Here is a 17,226-nt window from a genome sequence, read left to right as displayed (position 1 = left end):
TAAATGAACAACCTGCCCCAGGAAAAAATTGGCCAGAACATGCTGGTCAAAATGGCGATGCTGGTGATTATTCTGGCGGGCATCCGTGCTGCGTCAGAAATTCTGGTGCCCTTCCTGCTCGCCAGCTTTCTGGCGATTGTGCTGAATCCACTGGTCACCCTGCTGATGCGTCGAGGCGTGCCACGTGGTCTGGCCATCACTGCGGTGATCAGCGTGATATTTATCGTCATCCTGTTGTTGGTTGGCGTGATGGCCAGTTCGGCCAGTGACTTCAGCGACACCTATCCGCAAATCCGCAGCATGCTGGAACAAAAGCTCGGCGTGGTGCAGCACTTTGCCGCTCGCTTTCATATCAATGTCTCAACGGAAGCCTTAGCTGCCCGGCTCGACCCGAATGTGATGATGGATCTGGCCACCACGCTGCTGAAACAGTTTTCCGGTGCCATGACCAACGTGCTGCTGCTGATCCTCACCGTGGTGTTTATGCTGTTCGAAGTGCGCCATCTGCCCTACAAAATGCGCAACGCGATGATCAATCCGCAAATCCGCATTGCGGGGTTACACCGCGCATTCAAAGGCGTGACCCACTACCTGGCGCTAAAGACCCTGGTCAGCGTCATCACCGGGCTCGCGGTATGGCTGGTGCTGGAATTGATCGGCGTGAAATTCGCGCTGTTCTGGGGCGTGGTGGCGTTTATCCTCAACTTCGTGCCCAATATCGGCCCCATCATCGCCGGCATCCCGCCGTTTATTCAGGCTCTGGTGTTAAATGGCGTCTACGATGCGCTGTTCGTGGTCGCGCTGTTCAGTGCGATTCATATGGTGTTTGGCAATATGCTGGAGCCAAAGCTGATGGGGCGCGGATTGGGGCTCTCGACGCTGGTGGTGTTTCTGTCGCTGATATTCTGGGGCTGGCTGTTGGGGCCGGTGGGCATGCTGCTGTCAGTACCACTGACCAGCGTCACTAAGATATTGATGGAGACCACGCCGGGTGGCAGCCGACTGGCGATTATGTTAGGCAACGGCCGACCGGGATCGCGTCCACGTTAATAGCCAGGGGTTTGCACCGCTACAGCATGTGCACATCAGCGTCGCGGCGAGAGGCTTCGCGCAGGTTGATGTGCACATAAGTGTAACGGCGCGATTATTGCGCAGGATTGGCGATTATTGAGTAAAGACGCTGTTATCGGTAATCGCCTGCACATCGACTTTGTTCGGCAAAATCTTCAGCTCGCTAAACAGATTTGACACCTTCTGCACTTTCGCCACATCTTCTGCCGTTACACCCCGAACGCCGTGTGAAATGCGCGGCGTAATTTTCTGCGCATCTTCCGGCGAGAGACGTGTTAACTGGGCATAGACTGCGTTGTACTGCTGCGGGTGCTCCAGTGCCCATTCGCGGGCTTTGGCTAAACGATGGGTGAAATCGACAATCGCCGCCCGCTTAGCGGGATCGTCCAGCGAACTCTGCGTGGCAGTGACAAACGACAGTGCCGTGGTTAACCCTTTGCCATCGCGCAGCAGGCGTGCACCGTGCTGTTCAGCAATCCCCAGATAGGGATCAAACGTGGCCCAGGCGGCAATCTGCCCGGAATTAAACGCTGCACTGGCATCGGTTGGCAAAACAAACCGCACCGGCACCGTATCGCGTTTGACCTGCGCTTCTTCCAGCGCTTCATACAACAGATGCTGCGAAATGCTGCCGCGCGCCGATGACACCACCACTTCTTTTCCGGCCAGATCTTTTACGCTGTGGATTGGCGAATCCGCCGGAACGATCAATCCGTTCGAACCGGCATCGCCGACGTTGGTGGCGATGATCTTCAACGGTACGCCACCGGACGCCGCCATCAATACCGGCAAATCTCCGGCGTAGGAGGTATCGACCGCCCCCGCACGCTGTGCTTCAAACAGCGGTGCCGCCCCCTGGAAATTCGCCCAGCGATATTGATAGGGCGCATCTTTCATGACATCGGCGGCCTCAATCAGCGAACGCAAATTGCGCGCCTGATCGCCCAGCACCAGAGTGACTTTGCTCAAATCAGGTGCCGCCTGACTACTAAACGCCGCGCACAGCAACAGCGTCGAAACTACCAGTTTCAGCCATTTCATAAGGGATTCTCAGAGTGCGTTGCGGTTGAGCTGGCGGATGTAGGCATCCCAGTGCAGCTGATATTTGTGGTTACGGATGCTGTTGTCGAAGGCTTGCGCCGCTTTCTCGGATACCTCATCAGGCAGGATGATCAAATCCGCACCGCCCGACTGAGCCGCTAGTTGCGCCTGGCAAGCACGCTCCAGGTAGTAAAGGTTATAGAACGCTTCTTCAATACTGCCGCCGCAGGTCAGCAGGCCGTGATTGCGCAGGATTAGCGCATTAAGATCGCCGAGATCGGCCACAATGCGTTGCTGCTCATCAAGATCCAGCGCAATGCCTTCGTAATCGTGATAGCCAAGACGATGGTGGAAGCGCGTGCTGTGCTGCGAAATCATCAGCAACCCGTTGCGCTGCGCAGAGACACCAATGCCCGCCGCCGTATGCGTATGCAGCACGGCATGCGCATCCGGACGTGCACGGTGAATTGCGCTGTGAATCACAAATCCCGCGTGGTTAATCCCCAGCCCCGTCGGGTCATCAATGATGTTTCCGTCGATATCAATTTTCACCAGCGTCTCCGCCGAGATTTCATCGAAGGTTTGACCGAAAGCGTTAATCAGAAAATGGGGCTGATCGCCCGGCACACGCAGAGAAAAGTGGGTGTAGATATGGTCGGTCCAGCGCAGCCTGGCCGCCAGGTGATAGGCCTGCGCCAGCTTCACACGCGCCTGCCATTCGCCTTCGCTGATGCGTTGGCGCAGGGAAGCCACATCCAGGGTTTCAGTGCTCATTTTCGCTCCTCATTTCAGGTCAATATGCTTTCCCATCATCGTGGCACAGCGCTTTTCCCGCTGGGAAATGCCAATAACGGCAAAACATTGTCAATTAACGCAAAGCGACGCCGATATTTGACCTGAGTCAGCCCAGAGCAAAATCAAAAGGCTAATATGCACGGCCCCTGGAAGTGTTATGCTGCTGACGCCGCAGCTTAGCCCTCATCTGCTGCTTAAAATGACCGAGGAAAGTCAGGTGCCACCGCAAAGAAAAAATCGCGATTTTGGCTGGCTGTTAATTGTCTGTGCCGGGTTATTACCACTGGTACTGGGCATCCTTTGTACGGCCATTGAAGCGCGGCACACGGTGAGCCAGCAGCAGATCTCCACCGCTGACTCCTTACTCACTCAAGCCGAAAAAATGAGTGATAACGCCTGGGATATGATCACCCAGCTGCGTCAGTACCATTATCAGCCTTGTGCGAAGATCGAGGATCAACTGCAGCGCGCTGGCACCCTCAACGCCTATTTCCGTTCCGTCGGTCTGCTGAGTGGCGAGAACATCAGCTGCTCATCAGCGTTTGGTTTGGTGCATGGCACCCTGACCCAGATGATGATGCAACCACCGCCGATCACGGGTAAAGCCTGGTGGAGCCTCTCCATTCGTGGCACTTACGGCGTGCCCAATCGGCCCGCCGTGGTGTTTGTGCGTCAACTGCCAGATAGCACCGGCTTCTGGGCGGTGATTGATGGTCAGTATCTGATGGACTTTATGCACGCGATTGGCGAATCGCGTGGCTATCAGATGAGCATGCGCTTTAGCGGCGGTGCACCCATTACCAGCGGCCCGGCCGATATCGAACCCGAACTGTATCTGAAAAGTGAGCCTTATCAGGCCGAATCCGGCCGCTACCCCATTAGCGTGAATGTCACCGTGCCTGCCTCCGAGTTGCTGAAAGCCTGGCGTCAGGCGCTGTTTATCTTCCTGCCGATGGCGGCGATTTTTTCTATCCTGCTGATGGTATTGACCGCCAACTGGCTGCGCCGCCGCATTTCGTGGGCCGATGAAATCCGCCGCGCGATGCGAAGCCGTCAATTCTCGGTCCATTACCAGCCGGTTTACAGCACGGAAATCGAGCGCTGCAAAGGCGCGGAAGCCCTGTTGCGCTGGCAATTGCCGAATGGTGAGATGATCCGTCCGGATATCTTTATCAGCCACGCCGAATCTGAAGGGATCATTGTGCAGCTGACCCAGCATTTGCTGGATCTGATGGCGGAAGATATTCAGGGCTGGCAGGTTGAGCCCGGTTTCCATATTGGCCTGAACGTGGCGGCAGAACACTTGCAACATGCCGATTTCGTGCAGGACATTCAGCGCTTTGCCCGCCGCATTAAAGACAAGCAGATGGTGGTGACGCTGGAGCTCACTGAGCGCAGCCTGATTGATGACGGCGAACTGGTGGCGCGTAAACTCCGCTACCTGCAGTCACACGGCATGAAAGTGGCGATTGATGACTTTGGTACCGGCCACTGCTCACTCTCTTATCTGCTGACCTTCCCGCTGGATTACCTGAAAATCGATCGCGGCTTTATTAACGCCATTGAAGGTCTGGAGGTAGAAACGCCGGTGCTGGATGCCATCATAAATCTGTGCCACAAACTCAAGCTGGATGTGCTCGGTGAAGGTGTGGAGACCTCGTTGCAGTTCGACTACCTGAAGCAACGTGGCGTTGTCTACATTCAGGGCTACTATTATGCCCGTCCGATGGATAATGACCGGCTTCGCGCCTGGCTCAATGAGCAAGGGCGTCAGCCACTTCTCGTTGAGGAATCCCATGAGCCTGAATTGCGTCATTCTTGATGATTACCAAAACGTTGCCCTGTCGCTGGCCGATTGGGCATCGCTGCAACCAACCGTACACACCACCGCACTGACCCGGCATTTTGACAATGAAGATGAGCGGGTGCGCCATATCGAACACGCCGATATCCTCGTTGTTATGCGCGAGCGCACACCGCTCACGGCCGAACTGATTGGTCGCTTGCCTAACCTGAAACTGGTGGTCACCTCCGGCATGCGTAATGCCTCGATTGATCTGCACGCCTGTGCCGAGCGCTATATCGCCGTGTGCGGCACCGCCAGCAGCAGCGCTGCACCGATGGAGCTCACCTGGGGTTTGCTGATTGGGCTGGCACGCCACATCAGGTTAGAAAATCAGGCAATGCGCAATAACGGGCCGTGGCAGCAAACGCTGGGGCTCGGTTTGCAGGGCAAAACGTTGGGCTTAGTGGGGCTGGGTAAAATCGGTGGCGAGATGGCCAAAGTGGCGCAGGCCTTTGGGATGCGCGTATGCGCATGGAGTCAAAATCTCACCGACTCACGCGCGACCGAATGTGGCGCAGAACGGATGCCTTCGCTGCACGCCTTGATGCAAGCGAGCGATTTTGTGTCGGTGCACCTGGTGCTCAGCGAGCGCTCGCGCCACGTGATTGACCACGCTGCACTGGCGCAGATGAAGCCAGGCGCGCTGTTGATCAACACCTCACGCGCCGCACTTGTCGACCAGCAAGCGATGATTGCCGCGCTGCAATCCGGTCAATTGGCTGGCGCCGGAATCGATGTGTTCGAACAGGAACCGCTATCTGCTGACCACCCGTTGCGCCATCTGCCCAATATGCTGGCCACGCCGCACCTTGGCTATGTCGCCGACAGCAATTACCGCACCTACTTCACGCAGGCAGTGGAAGATATTCAGGGATGGATAAGCGGCGCACCACTGCGATCGCTACTCTGAGCGACGGCGTTTTTCGGCGATACGCAGCGCCACTTCCAGTGTGTCATCCGCCAGCGTGACTGGCGGGCGCTGGCCATTCAGGCGCTGGTTAATACGTTCTAAGGTCGGCGTCAGCTGTCCCACCAACTGCTGATACTCATCAAGCTGGGTAATGGGTTGATTACGCGCGATGCTGGTTTGCGTCAGGCGTTGCAGCTGCCGCAAACTCTCGGCCGCCTGGCTGGTGAGCAATCCCGCCTGCCGCCAGGTTTTCAGGCGTTTCAGCAGTTCATCAGGTTGTTGGGCCAGTAATGCCAATTGGGCATCGGCACGTTCACCGCAGTCGATCCAACCAATCGGTGCCACAGGATCGGTGAACGGTCGCCGTGCATCAGGCGCATAATTGATAAGATTCCTTTCTACACTGTCAATTTGCGACAGCCAGGGATTCTCAAACAATCGGGCGTTTTTTCTCGACATGAACACTCCACCTGAGCCAGGCGGCAGAGTATTACCGAATGATGACAGGCTGGCAAGCAAAGCTTACCGCTTCGATTAATGATAAGAATTTCTTATTTATTTGCGCAACAATCAGGTATAGCAATCAAGCCGCCACTTGTCAGAACAATGGATTAATCAATCAGCGATGCGCAGTTGATATCGCTGATAATCATCAAAATTTTCCCCGCGTTTTTTCAAAAAAAAAATAAATGACACCCTTTGCCACCCTTTTGAAGCATTCCTGGCTGAAACGCACGCATTACGCGGCCTGACGCGCGATAACCAGGATTTTATAAGCTGCGTTTTCCTTGTCATTCAGCCAGAGTTTTAGCCAAAAAATAGCCAGTTGCTGGCTGAAACATGACAAATATCACACAAAATCGGTATACTCTGTCGCGGGACGTAATCATTTCGCCCCTAATTATTACCGTTGCTACGCCGGATAAATCCCTCTTTCACGGCTATGCTTAAATCTTCTCAACGCCGTGGACTGGCCACAAAATGTAGTCTGCAGCGTTGAGGATTTTTCGAATTCCAATACAGGGTTACAACATGAAACTACGTAGGAAGCGTGTAAAACCTATCGGGCTGGATGACGTCACGATTATCGATGACGCCCGTTTACGTAAAGCCATTACCGCTGCGTCTCTGGGCAACGCGATGGAGTGGTTTGATTTCGGTGTTTATGGCTTTGTGGCGTATGCGCTGGGTAAGGTGTTCTTCCCGGATGCATCGCCTAGTGTGCAGATGATTGCTGCACTGGGTACCTTCTCGGTTCCCTTCCTGATTCGTCCATTAGGCGGTCTGTTCTTTGGTATGCTCGGCGACAAATACGGTCGTCAGAAAATCCTCTCTATCACCATTGTCATCATGTCGATCAGTACCTTCTGTATCGGCCTGATCCCCTCTTATGCCACCATCGGCATCTGGGCACCGATTCTGCTGCTGCTGGCGAAAATGGCGCAGGGCTTCTCGGTGGGCGGTGAATATACCGGTGCCTCGATCTTTGTCGCGGAATATTCGCCGGACCGTAAGCGTGGCTTTATGGGCAGCTGGCTCGACTTCGGCTCCATAGCCGGCTTCGTGCTGGGTGCGGGCGTCGTGGTGCTGATTTCCACCGTCATCGGTGAAGCGAAATTCCTGGAGTGGGGCTGGCGTCTGCCGTTCTTCCTCGCGCTACCGTTAGGGATCATCGGTCTGTATCTGCGTCACGCGCTGGAAGAGACACCGGCGTTCCAGCAGCACGTTGATAAGCTGGAACAAGGCGATCGTGAAGGTCTGCGTGACGGCCCGAAAGTATCCTTCAAAGAGATCGCCACCAAGCACTGGAAAAGTCTGCTGGCCTGTATCGGTCTGGTGATTGCCACCAACGTGACCTACTACATGTTGCTGACCTACATGCCGAGCTACCTGTCGCATAACCTGCACTACTCGGAAGATCACGGCGTGCTGATCATTATCGCCATCATGATGGGTATGCTGTTTGTGCAGCCGGTGATGGGCATGCTAAGTGACCGCTTTGGCCGTCGCCCGTTTATCATCATCGGCAGTATCGCGCTGTTCGCCTTCTCGATTCCGGCCTTTATGTTGATTAACAGCGGCGTGCTGGGGCTGATTTTTGCGGGTCTGCTGCTGCTGGCGGTGATCCTTAACGCCTTTACCGGCGTGATGGCTTCGTCGCTGCCGGCGATGTTCCCAACGCACATTCGTTACAGTGCGCTGGCCAGTGCCTTCAATATCTCGGTACTGATTGCCGGTTTAACCCCGACCTTCGCCGCGTGGTTGGTTGAAACAACCAACAATCTGTATATGCCGGCTTATTATCTGATGGTGGTCGCGGTGATTGGTTTGATCACGGGTATCTATATGAAAGAGACCGCCAACAAGCCGCTGCGCGGTGCCACACCGGCGGCGTCGGATATTGAAGAAGCGCGTGAAATCCTGCAGGAGCATCACGACAACATTGAGCAGAAAATCGAAGATATTGATGAAGAGATCGCTAAGCTCGAGGCGAAACGTAAAAACCTGGTGCAGCAGCACCCGGACATCAACGAGTAATCTTCCCCACTCCCGCCGCCCGGCGGGAGTTTTCGTTTCCGCACACAATCCTTCATCCCCGCTGGCGAAAAGGGGTAAACTGTTGTCACTTTTTTCACCAGCAAAAGTTGTACGAACATGTCTGAATTCAATCTTCTCCAACGTCCAAGAAGACTGCGCAAAAGCGCATCAATGCGTGAAATGTTCCAGGAATCCCACCTTCGTCTGAGCGATCTGGCCCTGCCAATCTTCGTTGAAGAAGGCGTGGACGATTACGTGCCGATTAACGCCATGCCGGGTGTGATGCGTATTCCTGAGAAACGTCTCGCCTATGAGATTGAGCGTATCGCCAAAGCCGGTATTCGCTCTGTGATGACCTTCGGTATCTCGCATCACACGGACGCAACCGGCAGCGATGCATGGAATGAGAATGGCCTGGTGGCGCGTATGTCGCGTATCTGCAAAGACACCGTGCCAGAAATGATCGTGATGTCCGATACCTGCTTCTGTGAATACACCAGCCACGGCCACTGTGGCGTGCTGTGCGATCACGGCGTGGATAACGACCAGACATTGATTAACCTCGGCAAACAAGCCGTGGTCGCCGCGCAAGCCGGTGCGGATTTTATCGCCCCTTCAGCGGCAATGGATGGCCAGGTGAAAGCCATTCGTCAGGCGCTGGATGCCGCAGGCTTCACCGATACGGCCATCATGTCTTACTCCACCAAGTTCGCTTCTTCATTCTACGGTCCGTTCCGGGAAGCAGCAGGAACGGCATTAAAAGGCGATCGTAAAACTTATCAGATGAATCCGATGAACCGCCGTGAAGCGATTCGCGAGTCCCTGATTGATGAAGCCGAAGGGGCTGATTCACTGATGGTAAAACCGGCGGGTGCTTACCTCGATATTCTGCGTGATATCCGCGAACGCACTACTCTGCCGCTGGCTGCGTACCAGGTGAGTGGTGAATACGCGATGATCAAATTCGCCGCGCAGGCGGGTGCCATCGACGAACGTAATGTGGTTCTGGAAAGCCTTGGTGCGATTAAACGTGCCGGTGCTGACCTGATTTTCAGCTATTTTGCCCTTGATCTTGCCGAGCAAAAAGTGCTCTGAAAATCGTTACGCTTAGCAATGGATATCGCAACCGTTGCTAAGCGCTTTATGCCGTTATGGCAGCAAAGCACCAGTCAAGTTGTACCCGAATAATTTAAAAGAAAGAGTAACGCGATGAAAGCACCTGCACTGCCTGCGGACGAGTCACGTCGTCTGGCCCAGTTACGTGCGCTCAACATTCTGCACACGCCTGCAGAAGAGCGTTTTGATCGTTTAACCCGCCTTGCTCGTCGTTTGTTCGGCGTGCCGGTTGCGCTGGTTAGCCTGCTGGAGGAGGACCACCAGTGGTTCAAATCTATCGCTGGCCAAAGCGCGGCGACCGCACCCCGTAATACGTCGTTCTGTGGCCACGCGGTCCTGCAAGACGATGTGATGGTGGTCGAAAACGCCCTTGAAGATGAGCGTTTCCACGATAATCCGTTAGTGAAAACCTCAGAGAATCCCGTGCGCTTTTACGCGGGTTGTCCGCTGCGTACGCCAGCGGGTGCCAAAGTGGGCACGCTCTGTATCGTCGACCACCATGCGCGCGAATTTAATGCGGATGACATGAATACGCTGCGCGATTTGGCCGCGATGGCCGAAGCAGAGTTGGTGGCGTTCCAGACAGCGACCTCGGATGAACTGACACAAATCACCAACCGTCGCGGATTTATGACGCTGGGACAGCTCGCGCTGAATGAGTGCGAAGTCAGGCAACTCCCGGCCAGTTTGACCTTCCTCGACCTCGACCGTTTCAAAGCTATCAATGATACGCTCGGCCACCGCGAGGGGGATCGTGCATTGATGGATTTTGCGGATGCGATGAAAGTGAGTTTCCGCCACGCTGATATCTTTGCCCGCCTGGGCGGTGATGAGTTTGTGGTGCTGTTTAACGGCTTGCAGCAGGCCGATGCCGAGGGCGTTTTGGCGCGCTTTGATCGTTTCCTGCAAAAGCAAACTCAGGATCTCGACCGCCGCTACGCACTGCACTTCTCATCAGGCATTGTGGAGTTTGATCCCGACCATCCGCTGTCGCTGGAACAGCTGCTGGAAGGCAGCGATGCGCGTATGTACGAAGCCAAAAACGGCAAAAAAAAGCAGGCACAGTAATGCCAGGGCGTGCATAAGCACGCCCATTTGCCACCGCATCTTACAATGGACGCGCCAGATCGCTAATCAGCGTCTGATTAAACTTCTGCGGCTCTTCCATCTGCGGCGCATGTCCCATACCTGGGAACTCAATTAAATGTGCCTCCGGAATTATCTTTGTCACCTGTTTGCCCAACACATTGTAATGACCTAACTGCGCTTTGATCGCAGCGGGAGCAATATCGCTGCCAATCGCGGTGGTATCGGCGGTTCCGATCATCAGCGTTGTCGGCACTTTCAGGTCTTTGAATTCGTAATAGACCGGCTGGGTGAAAATCATGTCGTAAATGAGCGCAGAGTTCCACGCCACCTTCTTGTGGCCTGGCCCGCTGTTGAGACCTGCCAGCATATCCACCCACTTGTCGTACTCCGGCTTCCACTGACCGCTGTAGTAAGTCGTCTGCTCATACTTTTTAATACCCGCCGCACTGAGCTTCAGTTCGCGCTGATACCACTGATCCACCGAGCGCCACGGTGCGCCTTTGGCTTTCCAATCCTCCAGTCCAATCGGGTTCACCAGCACCAGCTTCTGTGTCTGCTGTGGATACATCAGCGCATAGCGCGTCGCCAGCATGCCACCGGTTGAATGCCCGATAATCACCGCCTTAGCAACGCCAAGATGCGCTAACAGTTGATGGGTATTCAGCGCCAGTTGCTGGAAGCTGTATTGGTAATTGGCGGGTTTCGTCGAGCTGCAAAAGCCAATCTGGTCCGGCGCAATCACCCGATATCCCTGCTGGCTAAGCGCTTTGATGGTGTCTTCCCAGGTTGCACCACAAAAATTCTTACCGTGCAGTAATACCACCGTTTGACCATTAGCCTGCTGCGCGGGTTTGACATCCATGTACCCCATGCTCAGCGGTTGCTGCTGTGAGGAGAAATTAAAGTGTTCAAGTGGGTAGGGATACTGAAAACCTTCCAACTGCTCGCCATACACATTGGCCGCTAACGCGGAGGTGGTGGGTAGCGCAGCCATCGCCGTCAAAATCACGGCAAGTGACTGTTTCAGCGGGAAACGAAAAGCCATGCGCACTGCTCCTGAGCTATGAAAAAACCATCAGTCTGGCACGTTAATCGCCAGTGCGTATTGATGAGGTGTGCCAGCGCCACGTTTTCTCATACTGTTAAGCTCGGCAAAGTGATGGAAAATTTGAGTTAAAAATAACGGGCGTGATTACGCTAAATATTCAACATCGATTCAACAAAAGCGGCCTTAATTTCACTAAAAGCAAGACCAGCCTTGATGACAAATAATAAAAAAGCCAATTCCTTATAAAACTTTACGTTAATCGGATGAATGGAAAGATTAATTATTTTACACTGTGTCCAGTTAATGGAGGATCAAAAAGATGCCGCAAAAATACAACGAAGGGGTTATTGATTCGGTGACCAAATGGATTATGGGCAATCTGGATCAGCGCTTAAGCATTGATGATATCGCCGTGAAATCGGGTTATTCTAAATGGTATTTGCAGAAATTATTTGCCCGCTATCATAATGAAACGCTGGCACGGTATATCCGTAAAAAGAAACTGGCATGCTGTGTCAGCGAGCTGAAATACAGCAACGCACCGATCATCAGTCTGGCCGTAAAATACCATTTTGAAAGCCAGCAATCGTTCACTCGCTCCTTTAAGCAAGTGATGGGTTGCACCCCACTCTACTGCCGTAAGCGTCAGCTGGGGAGCGAAGCCGAGCAGCAATTGAAAGAGAGCACTGATCCATGCGTGATTTGCCGTAAGCATGGATTTAACAGCAGTGAGAAAATGGAAGAAGTGAGAACGCCAGCGCTGCGCTCAGGTCAATTTCCCTCACGTATTGATTGTGTGATGCGTTAATAATTCGCGTCACTATTTTTCTTTGCAGGATTTGCATAACAACGGATGGTTCGCCATCCGTTGTTAAGAATAGCCCTCATTGGCCACGCTGAAATATTCTTCTCATCAGATAGCCTGTCAAAATGATCCGGGAATAATTTTACCCGTCCTATTTTCAATGCATTCTTATCAATAGGTTGATTTACAAACCATTAATTCACACCCGACCACGAAATGTTTTCCGGTATTGTAACGGAGACGTATTCAAATTCTTTTTAAAATGTCGCCTTAACATTAATGGCGAAGAGAATCCGGCTTTTTCTGCGATCAGCTCAATCGGCTGGTCGGTTTTTTCCAAAAATCGCTGCGCCAATGCCAGACGCTGATTCACTAACCAATCACTGAAACAGCTGCCGGTGGTTTGGTTAAAACGGCGCGTAAAACTGCGACGACTCATCAACGCTCTCTCCGCCAACTGATCCAGCGTGAGGGCCTGCTGCAAATTTTCGGTGGCCCAACTGAGCGCCGACATAAATCGATCGTTGCCCGCCGAGTGATAGACCGGCTGCTCAATATATTGTGCCTGGCCGCCCTGCCGATGCGGCGGTACCACCAGCATGCGCGCCACACTGTTGGCCACATCCACTCCACACTGTTCACGCACCAGATGCAGGCAGCAATCGATACTCGCTGCAGTGCCCGCCGAGGTCACAATCTGCCCTTCGTCGATATACAACACGTCACGGTCAATCGTCACATCGGGGTAAAGCCGTTCAAAATCACTCATCCAACGCCAGTGTGTCGTGGCGCGCTGCTGATGCAGCAAGCCAGCGGCTCCGAGCACAAAGGCGCCAAGACACAAGCCAACAATCTGAGCCCCACGCTGGGCAGCCTGCTGTAACGCCTGCAACAACGCGGGCGGTGGCGCAACGGCAGGATCGCTCCAGCTGGGCACCACCACCATATCCGCTTCGGCCAGCATAGCCAGTTCATGCTCCGCGACAATCGAAAAACCGCTGTTGGTGCGAAGCGGACCGGCGTGGGTGGCACAGATCATTAATTGGTAGCAAGCTCGACCATCTTCGCGTTCCGCCTTCTCAAACACCGCACAGGGAACGGAAAGATGAAACGGGATGATGTCGTCAAACACCACAATACCGACCTTAATGGGCGCATCCAGGTGCGCCATTTTTGGCGCAAAGTGAACGTTATTTGTCATGCGCAGTACTCCTTCACTTTCGGCACAATCGCCATACTGCAGTGCATCGGAAGTCACCCTGACTTCCCAATCAAAGAGATGATTAGTGATGAAAACCCTTTTTGCTTCAGGCACCTTAGCATTAGCGATGGCAATTTCAGGCAGCGCTATTGCCGAAGAACACAAAGCTGAAAATGCACCGACCATTCGTACCATGAGCGGTGCCACCGCCACCCCCCAGCTGACGGCCAATCAAACCGCGGTCATCGTGATTGATATTCAGAACGAATACTTCGCTGGCGGCAAAATGCCCATTCCAGACGGTATGAAAGCACTGCAAAACAGCAAGCGCCTGGTTGAATTTGCACACAAGCATGGCATGCCGGTGTTCTTCGTGCGCCATGAAGGCGCGGCAGATGGCCCGCTGTTCGCCAAAGGCAGCCGCTTCGCTGAATTCCACAAGGATTTGCAGCCGGGCAAAAATGATCGTGTCATTACCAAAGCCACACCGAGTTCTTTCGTGGGAACCGATTTGAAACAACAACTCGACAGTCTGGGCATCAAGCAGTTAATTGTCACCGGTCTAATGACCCATATGTGCGTGTCGTCCACCGCACGTGATGCCGTACCGCTTGGCTACTCGGTCATTATCCCGGAAGATGCCACCGCCACGCGCGATCTGGCGACCTGGGATAACAAGGTAGTCGATCACAAGGTGCTGCAGCAGAGCGCATTGACAGGCGTTGCTGATGTGTTTGCCGAGATCAAAACCACCGACGCGGTATTAGCGCTGCCCGTGCATTAATCACTGCACTGCTTTACCCGGTAATAACTTTTCAGACATCACCTTGCGGCAGGACAGACTCTCCTGCCGCGCCTGCTGTTGCTGCTCCGCTGACAAATCCTGCCACACGCTTTGCAGATGTTCTGCCAGACCTGACTGGAAATGAATTTTCTGCAGCGCATAGTCCGAGTTGCTGCCTTCAATAATCTGTTGCATCGCCAGGGGTGAGTTGTCGCGCCCATCATGGGTCAAGGTGCAGAACATGGCGATGTAATAGCCTTTATCTTCATCGCTATAGTGCGGCATCAGCCACCAGACAGCCGCGCTGATGACGATAAGCACGGGCAGAAGGAATTTAAGTTTGAACATGGAATCATGGGCCTGTTGGAAAAAACGCGGCGATCTTAACAGATTCATCGGTTAACAGCCCTTAAACACCCACGGCAACGGTACGGCAAGTGAATGCGCCTGCGTATTCTCTGAAAGTAACGTTTTCAGAGTTTATTTATTGAGCAGCTCGGCGCTGTTTGTTAATTTTGAGCCACTTTTCGCGCCATTGCGCTTCATCGTGCCCGCTGTCACAGGGCCAGTTTTTCGCCCTAAAGCGGCAGAAGCTGGGATAGCGGCCGACAGGGTTACAGGAATGATCATGTCCAACCATAAACTTAAAATGCATTTGATTTCGCTGGCGTTGCTGGCGGAAAAAAAGCTGACCACACGCAAACGCCTTCCCGCCTATCAAGCCGCAGCCGAACAGGATATTAACCTGCAGGGTCGTGCTAATCCGCCTGCGCCCATTCCGCGTCAGGTTTGGATGTACTGGGAAAGTGAAAAGCTCCCGGCTGAAGTCCAGATTTTTGTCGATAAGATTGCCCGTGAAAACCCTGGCTATGCGTTGACGGTAATTAACAATCTCAATCTGCATGACTATTTACCAGACCTGAAGTTTGTCCACGCGGGGATGCGGGCTTCGCACAAAAGCGATGTGATTCGCCTGGAGCTGCTGCATCGTTATGGCGGAATCTGGATGGATGCCACCATTATCCTCAATCGCAGCCTCGATGAGCTGTTAGCGGTGAATGCGGATGAGCGTTATGACCTGGTGGCTTTTTATCGCGAGGAATCCACCCGCGATCGCGCTTATCCGGTTATGGAATCCTGGTTTCTCGCCGCGCCGAAAAACAATGCCTTTATCGGCCGCTGGCTGCACTGCTTCCGTCCGATTGTGGAGTTAGGCTCTGAAGCCTTCTTCCAGCAATTATTGGCGCTGCCGAACTACGACACAATTCTGCAGGGCATCAAGACGCCGGATTATCTGGTGGTGTATATCGCTCAGCAGCAGGCGCTGCGGGAAGAGAATCACTACAACTTCTACTTACGCAAAGCGGAAGCCGGTGCGTTATTGTATCAAACGCTGAGCGGCTGGCGTCCGGTGAAGCTGAGCCGCATGCTGATGGTGGACGCTTTACCGGAGGTGTTGCCACCGGTGTATAAGCTCACCAGCTTTGACCGCAAATATATCGCAACGCATCTGAAGTATGGCGTGGTCAACAGCGATAGCCTGCTGGGGCAAGTATTGCTGCACGACCAGCCGAAAAACCTGACACCTGCAGTGACGCCGTTACGCAGAGCCAGGCATTAGCGCTGCAACCTCAGCATAAAGCTGAACCTCGTACACTGGCGTCGCCTTTGATGGCGACGTGATAACTCACAGCGCCTGCGCACACGCCCAGGCTGAACTCCACGCCCACTGGAAGTTGTATCCGCCGAGCCAGCCGGTGACATCCACCACTTCACCAATAAAGTACAAACCGGGCACATCGCGCGCTTCCATGGTTTTGGAGGAGAGTTGCGTGGTATCGACGCCGCCCATCGTCACTTCGGCAGTGCGATAACCTTCGGTGCCATTCGGCTGCACGCGCCACTGATGCAACGTGATGACCAACTCGGCCTGCTGCTTGCTATTGAGCTGCTTCAGCGTCACATCCGGGATCTGCTTCAGCTCCTGCAACACTTCCACCAGACGCTTCGGCAGGATTTTCGCCAGGCTGTTTTTCAGGCTGAGATTCGGATGCGCCTCGCGCTGCACGTTGATGAATTCTTCCAGCGAGGTTTCCGGCGACAGGTTAATGGTGACAAACTCACCCGGCTGCCAGTAGCTGGAGATTTGCAATACCGCCGGACCCGACAAACCGCGATGGGTAAACAGCATCGCTTCTTTAAACAGCGTGCCATCCTGCGCGGTGATGGTGGTGGGCAATGACACACCCGATAAGGAATTCAGCTGCTCAAGCAGTGGCTTATGCAGCGTAAACGGCACCAAGGCTGCGCGCGTCGGGAACACTTTCAAACCAAACTGCTCGGCCACTTTATACCCGAATGGTGTCGCGCCCAGACCCGGCATCGATAAGCCACCGCTGGCGATCACCAATTTCTCAGCCTGCACCTCGGAGCCATTCAGTTGCAGCCTGTAGCCATTTTCATCACGCGTCACGCTCAGCACTTCACTGCGCAAGCGCAACGTAACCTGCCCGTCTTCGCACTCTTTTAACAGCAAATCCACGATCTGCTGCGCCGACTCATCGCAGAACAACTGGCCGAGGGTTTTCTCGTGATACGCAATCTTGTGGCGATTCACCAGATCGATGAAGTCCCACTGGGTGTAACGCGCCAATGCCGACTTACTGAAATGCGGGTTGTGCGAGAGATAGGCGGCCGGTTCGGTGTACATATTGGTGAAGTTACAGCGGCCACCACCGGACATCAGGATTTTACGTCCCGCCTTTTTGCCGTTATCCAGCAACAGCACCCGACGACCCAACTGCCCTGCCTGCGCCGCACAGAACATGCCGGCAGCGCCTGCACCTATTACGATAACGTCAAACTTGTCCACAGCGTCTAATCCACATAATTGAAAGGCGGTGATTGTAGAGATCTGCGGCATTTCGCGCCAGCGTCAAAAAAATGCCGTAAATGTGTCATATTGTAACTCGCTTATTTTTC

At 53.9% G+C, this 17,226-nt stretch carries 16 protein-coding genes; 9 read left to right on the top strand and 7 right to left on the bottom strand.

Annotated elements, in window-relative coordinates; genetic code table 11:
* Nucleotides 1-3 precede the first annotated feature (3 nt).
* Nucleotides 4-1,050: an AI-2E family transporter gene (locus JK231_RS18560; protein ID WP_097119391.1), complete on the top strand. Its 1,047-nt coding sequence runs from the start codon at nucleotides 4-6 to the stop codon at nucleotides 1,048-1,050.
* A 114-nt stretch (nucleotides 1,051-1,164) separates the two neighbouring features.
* On the opposite strand, the gene JK231_RS18555 is transcribed toward JK231_RS18560, so the two are convergent.
* Both JK231_RS18555 and JK231_RS18550 read right to left on the bottom strand, forming a co-directional pair.
* Nucleotides 1,165-2,112: an ABC transporter substrate-binding protein gene (locus JK231_RS18555; protein WP_211729220.1), complete on the bottom strand. Its 948-nt coding sequence runs from the start codon at nucleotides 2,110-2,112 to the stop codon at nucleotides 1,165-1,167.
* A gap of 9 nt (nucleotides 2,113-2,121) precedes the next feature.
* Nucleotides 2,122-2,886 carry a class II aldolase/adducin family protein gene (locus JK231_RS18550; protein ID WP_097119393.1) on the bottom strand — a complete coding sequence of 255 codons (765 nt, stop codon included), beginning with the start codon at nucleotides 2,884-2,886 and terminating at the stop codon, nucleotides 2,122-2,124.
* Nucleotides 2,887-3,124: 238 nt separating this feature from the next.
* On the opposite strand from JK231_RS18550, the gene JK231_RS18545 reads away from it, so the two are divergent.
* Nucleotides 3,125-4,729: a cyclic diguanylate phosphodiesterase gene (locus tag JK231_RS18545; RefSeq protein ID WP_211729251.1), complete on the top strand. Its 1,605-nt coding sequence runs from the start codon at nucleotides 3,125-3,127 to the stop codon at nucleotides 4,727-4,729.
* Entirely contained in the window at nucleotides 4,704-5,663 is a 960-nt protein-coding gene (locus JK231_RS18540; protein ID WP_211729219.1) for a D-2-hydroxyacid dehydrogenase family protein, read from the top strand. The genes JK231_RS18545 and JK231_RS18540 overlap by 26 nt, the downstream gene beginning before the upstream one ends.
* Here JK231_RS18540 and JK231_RS18535 read toward each other — a convergent pair.
* Nucleotides 5,655-6,122 (bottom strand): hypothetical protein, encoded by a 468-nt coding sequence (locus JK231_RS18535; RefSeq protein WP_211729218.1) that lies wholly within the window; start codon nucleotides 6,120-6,122, stop codon nucleotides 5,655-5,657. The genes JK231_RS18540 and JK231_RS18535 overlap by 9 nt on opposite strands.
* A gap of 573 nt (nucleotides 6,123-6,695) precedes the next feature.
* Here JK231_RS18535 and proP point away from each other — a divergent pair.
* The 3 genes from proP to JK231_RS18520 all read left to right on the top strand — a co-directional run bounded on the left by proP (nucleotide 6,696) and on the right by JK231_RS18520 (nucleotide 10,385).
* The gene (gene proP / locus JK231_RS18530) at nucleotides 6,696-8,201 is read left to right on the top strand and encodes a glycine betaine/L-proline transporter ProP (RefSeq protein ID WP_034819744.1); all 1,506 of its coding nucleotides are present in this window, start codon (nucleotides 6,696-6,698) and stop codon (nucleotides 8,199-8,201) included.
* Nucleotides 8,202-8,318: 117 nt separating this feature from the next.
* A complete protein-coding gene (gene hemB / locus JK231_RS18525; RefSeq protein ID WP_034819746.1) occupies nucleotides 8,319-9,296 on the top strand; it encodes a porphobilinogen synthase in 978 nt (325 codons plus the stop codon).
* A gap of 114 nt (nucleotides 9,297-9,410) precedes the next feature.
* Nucleotides 9,411-10,385, top strand: coding sequence for a sensor domain-containing diguanylate cyclase (locus JK231_RS18520; protein WP_034819748.1), 975 nt, complete (start codon nucleotides 9,411-9,413; stop codon nucleotides 10,383-10,385).
* A 40-nt stretch (nucleotides 10,386-10,425) separates the two neighbouring features.
* Here the strand turns inward: JK231_RS18520 and JK231_RS18515 are convergent, their stop codons facing one another.
* Nucleotides 10,426-11,451 (bottom strand): alpha/beta hydrolase, encoded by a 1,026-nt coding sequence (locus tag JK231_RS18515; RefSeq protein WP_211729217.1) that lies wholly within the window; start codon nucleotides 11,449-11,451, stop codon nucleotides 10,426-10,428.
* 322 nt (nucleotides 11,452-11,773) lie between these two features.
* Between JK231_RS18515 and JK231_RS18510 the strand changes: the two genes are divergently transcribed.
* On the top strand, nucleotides 11,774-12,262 hold the full coding sequence (locus tag JK231_RS18510; protein ID WP_211729216.1) for a helix-turn-helix domain-containing protein: 489 nt from the start codon (nucleotides 11,774-11,776) through the stop codon (nucleotides 12,260-12,262).
* Nucleotides 12,263-12,458: 196 nt separating this feature from the next.
* Here the strand turns inward: JK231_RS18510 and JK231_RS18505 are convergent, their stop codons facing one another.
* Nucleotides 12,459-13,460 carry a helix-turn-helix domain-containing protein gene (locus tag JK231_RS18505; RefSeq protein ID WP_166935218.1) on the bottom strand — a complete coding sequence of 334 codons (1,002 nt, stop codon included), beginning with the start codon at nucleotides 13,458-13,460 and terminating at the stop codon, nucleotides 12,459-12,461.
* A gap of 88 nt (nucleotides 13,461-13,548) precedes the next feature.
* On the opposite strand from JK231_RS18505, the gene JK231_RS18500 reads away from it, so the two are divergent.
* Entirely contained in the window at nucleotides 13,549-14,244 is a 696-nt protein-coding gene (locus tag JK231_RS18500; protein WP_160833795.1) for a cysteine hydrolase family protein, read from the top strand.
* Here the strand turns inward: JK231_RS18500 and JK231_RS18495 are convergent, their stop codons facing one another.
* A complete protein-coding gene (locus JK231_RS18495; protein ID WP_034820073.1) occupies nucleotides 14,245-14,592 on the bottom strand; it encodes a hypothetical protein in 348 nt (115 codons plus the stop codon).
* 280 nt (nucleotides 14,593-14,872) lie between these two features.
* On the opposite strand from JK231_RS18495, the gene JK231_RS18490 reads away from it, so the two are divergent.
* Nucleotides 14,873-15,865 carry a capsular polysaccharide synthesis protein gene (locus tag JK231_RS18490; protein WP_211729215.1) on the top strand — a complete coding sequence of 331 codons (993 nt, stop codon included), beginning with the start codon at nucleotides 14,873-14,875 and terminating at the stop codon, nucleotides 15,863-15,865.
* Nucleotides 15,866-15,931: 66 nt separating this feature from the next.
* Here the strand turns inward: JK231_RS18490 and JK231_RS18485 are convergent, their stop codons facing one another.
* Nucleotides 15,932-17,116 (bottom strand): NAD(P)/FAD-dependent oxidoreductase, encoded by a 1,185-nt coding sequence (locus tag JK231_RS18485; RefSeq protein WP_097119468.1) that lies wholly within the window; start codon nucleotides 17,114-17,116, stop codon nucleotides 15,932-15,934.
* Between the last annotated feature and the right edge of the window lie 110 nt (nucleotides 17,117-17,226).

This window comes from Pantoea sp. JGM49, assembly GCF_018257655.1.
In the GTDB taxonomy this organism is placed as follows: Bacteria; Pseudomonadota; Gammaproteobacteria; order Enterobacterales; family Enterobacteriaceae; genus Pantoea; species Pantoea communis.
This window is presented reverse-complemented; position numbering and strand designations above follow the sequence as displayed.

Coding starts and splice junctions, on each gene's coding strand:
- JK231_RS18560 (WP_097119391.1), top strand. CDS start 4: ATGAACAACCTGCCCCAGGAAAAAATTGGCCAGAACATGCTGGTCAAA.
- JK231_RS18555 (WP_211729220.1), bottom strand. CDS start 2,112: ATGAAATGGCTGAAACTGGTAGTTTCGACGCTGTTGCTGTGCGCGGCG.
- JK231_RS18550 (WP_097119393.1), bottom strand. CDS start 2,886: ATGAGCACTGAAACCCTGGATGTGGCTTCCCTGCGCCAACGCATCAGC.
- JK231_RS18540 (WP_211729219.1), top strand. CDS start 4,704: ATGAGCCTGAATTGCGTCATTCTTGATGATTACCAAAACGTTGCCCTG.
- JK231_RS18535 (WP_211729218.1), bottom strand. CDS start 6,122: ATGTCGAGAAAAAACGCCCGATTGTTTGAGAATCCCTGGCTGTCGCAA.
- proP (WP_034819744.1), top strand. CDS start 6,696: ATGAAACTACGTAGGAAGCGTGTAAAACCTATCGGGCTGGATGACGTC.
- hemB (WP_034819746.1), top strand. CDS start 8,319: ATGTCTGAATTCAATCTTCTCCAACGTCCAAGAAGACTGCGCAAAAGC.
- JK231_RS18520 (WP_034819748.1), top strand. CDS start 9,411: ATGAAAGCACCTGCACTGCCTGCGGACGAGTCACGTCGTCTGGCCCAG.
- JK231_RS18515 (WP_211729217.1), bottom strand. CDS start 11,451: ATGGCTTTTCGTTTCCCGCTGAAACAGTCACTTGCCGTGATTTTGACG.
- JK231_RS18510 (WP_211729216.1), top strand. CDS start 11,774: ATGCCGCAAAAATACAACGAAGGGGTTATTGATTCGGTGACCAAATGG.
- JK231_RS18505 (WP_166935218.1), bottom strand. CDS start 13,460: ATGACAAATAACGTTCACTTTGCGCCAAAAATGGCGCACCTGGATGCG.
- JK231_RS18500 (WP_160833795.1), top strand. CDS start 13,549: ATGAAAACCCTTTTTGCTTCAGGCACCTTAGCATTAGCGATGGCAATT.
- JK231_RS18495 (WP_034820073.1), bottom strand. CDS start 14,592: ATGTTCAAACTTAAATTCCTTCTGCCCGTGCTTATCGTCATCAGCGCG.
- JK231_RS18490 (WP_211729215.1), top strand. CDS start 14,873: ATGTCCAACCATAAACTTAAAATGCATTTGATTTCGCTGGCGTTGCTG.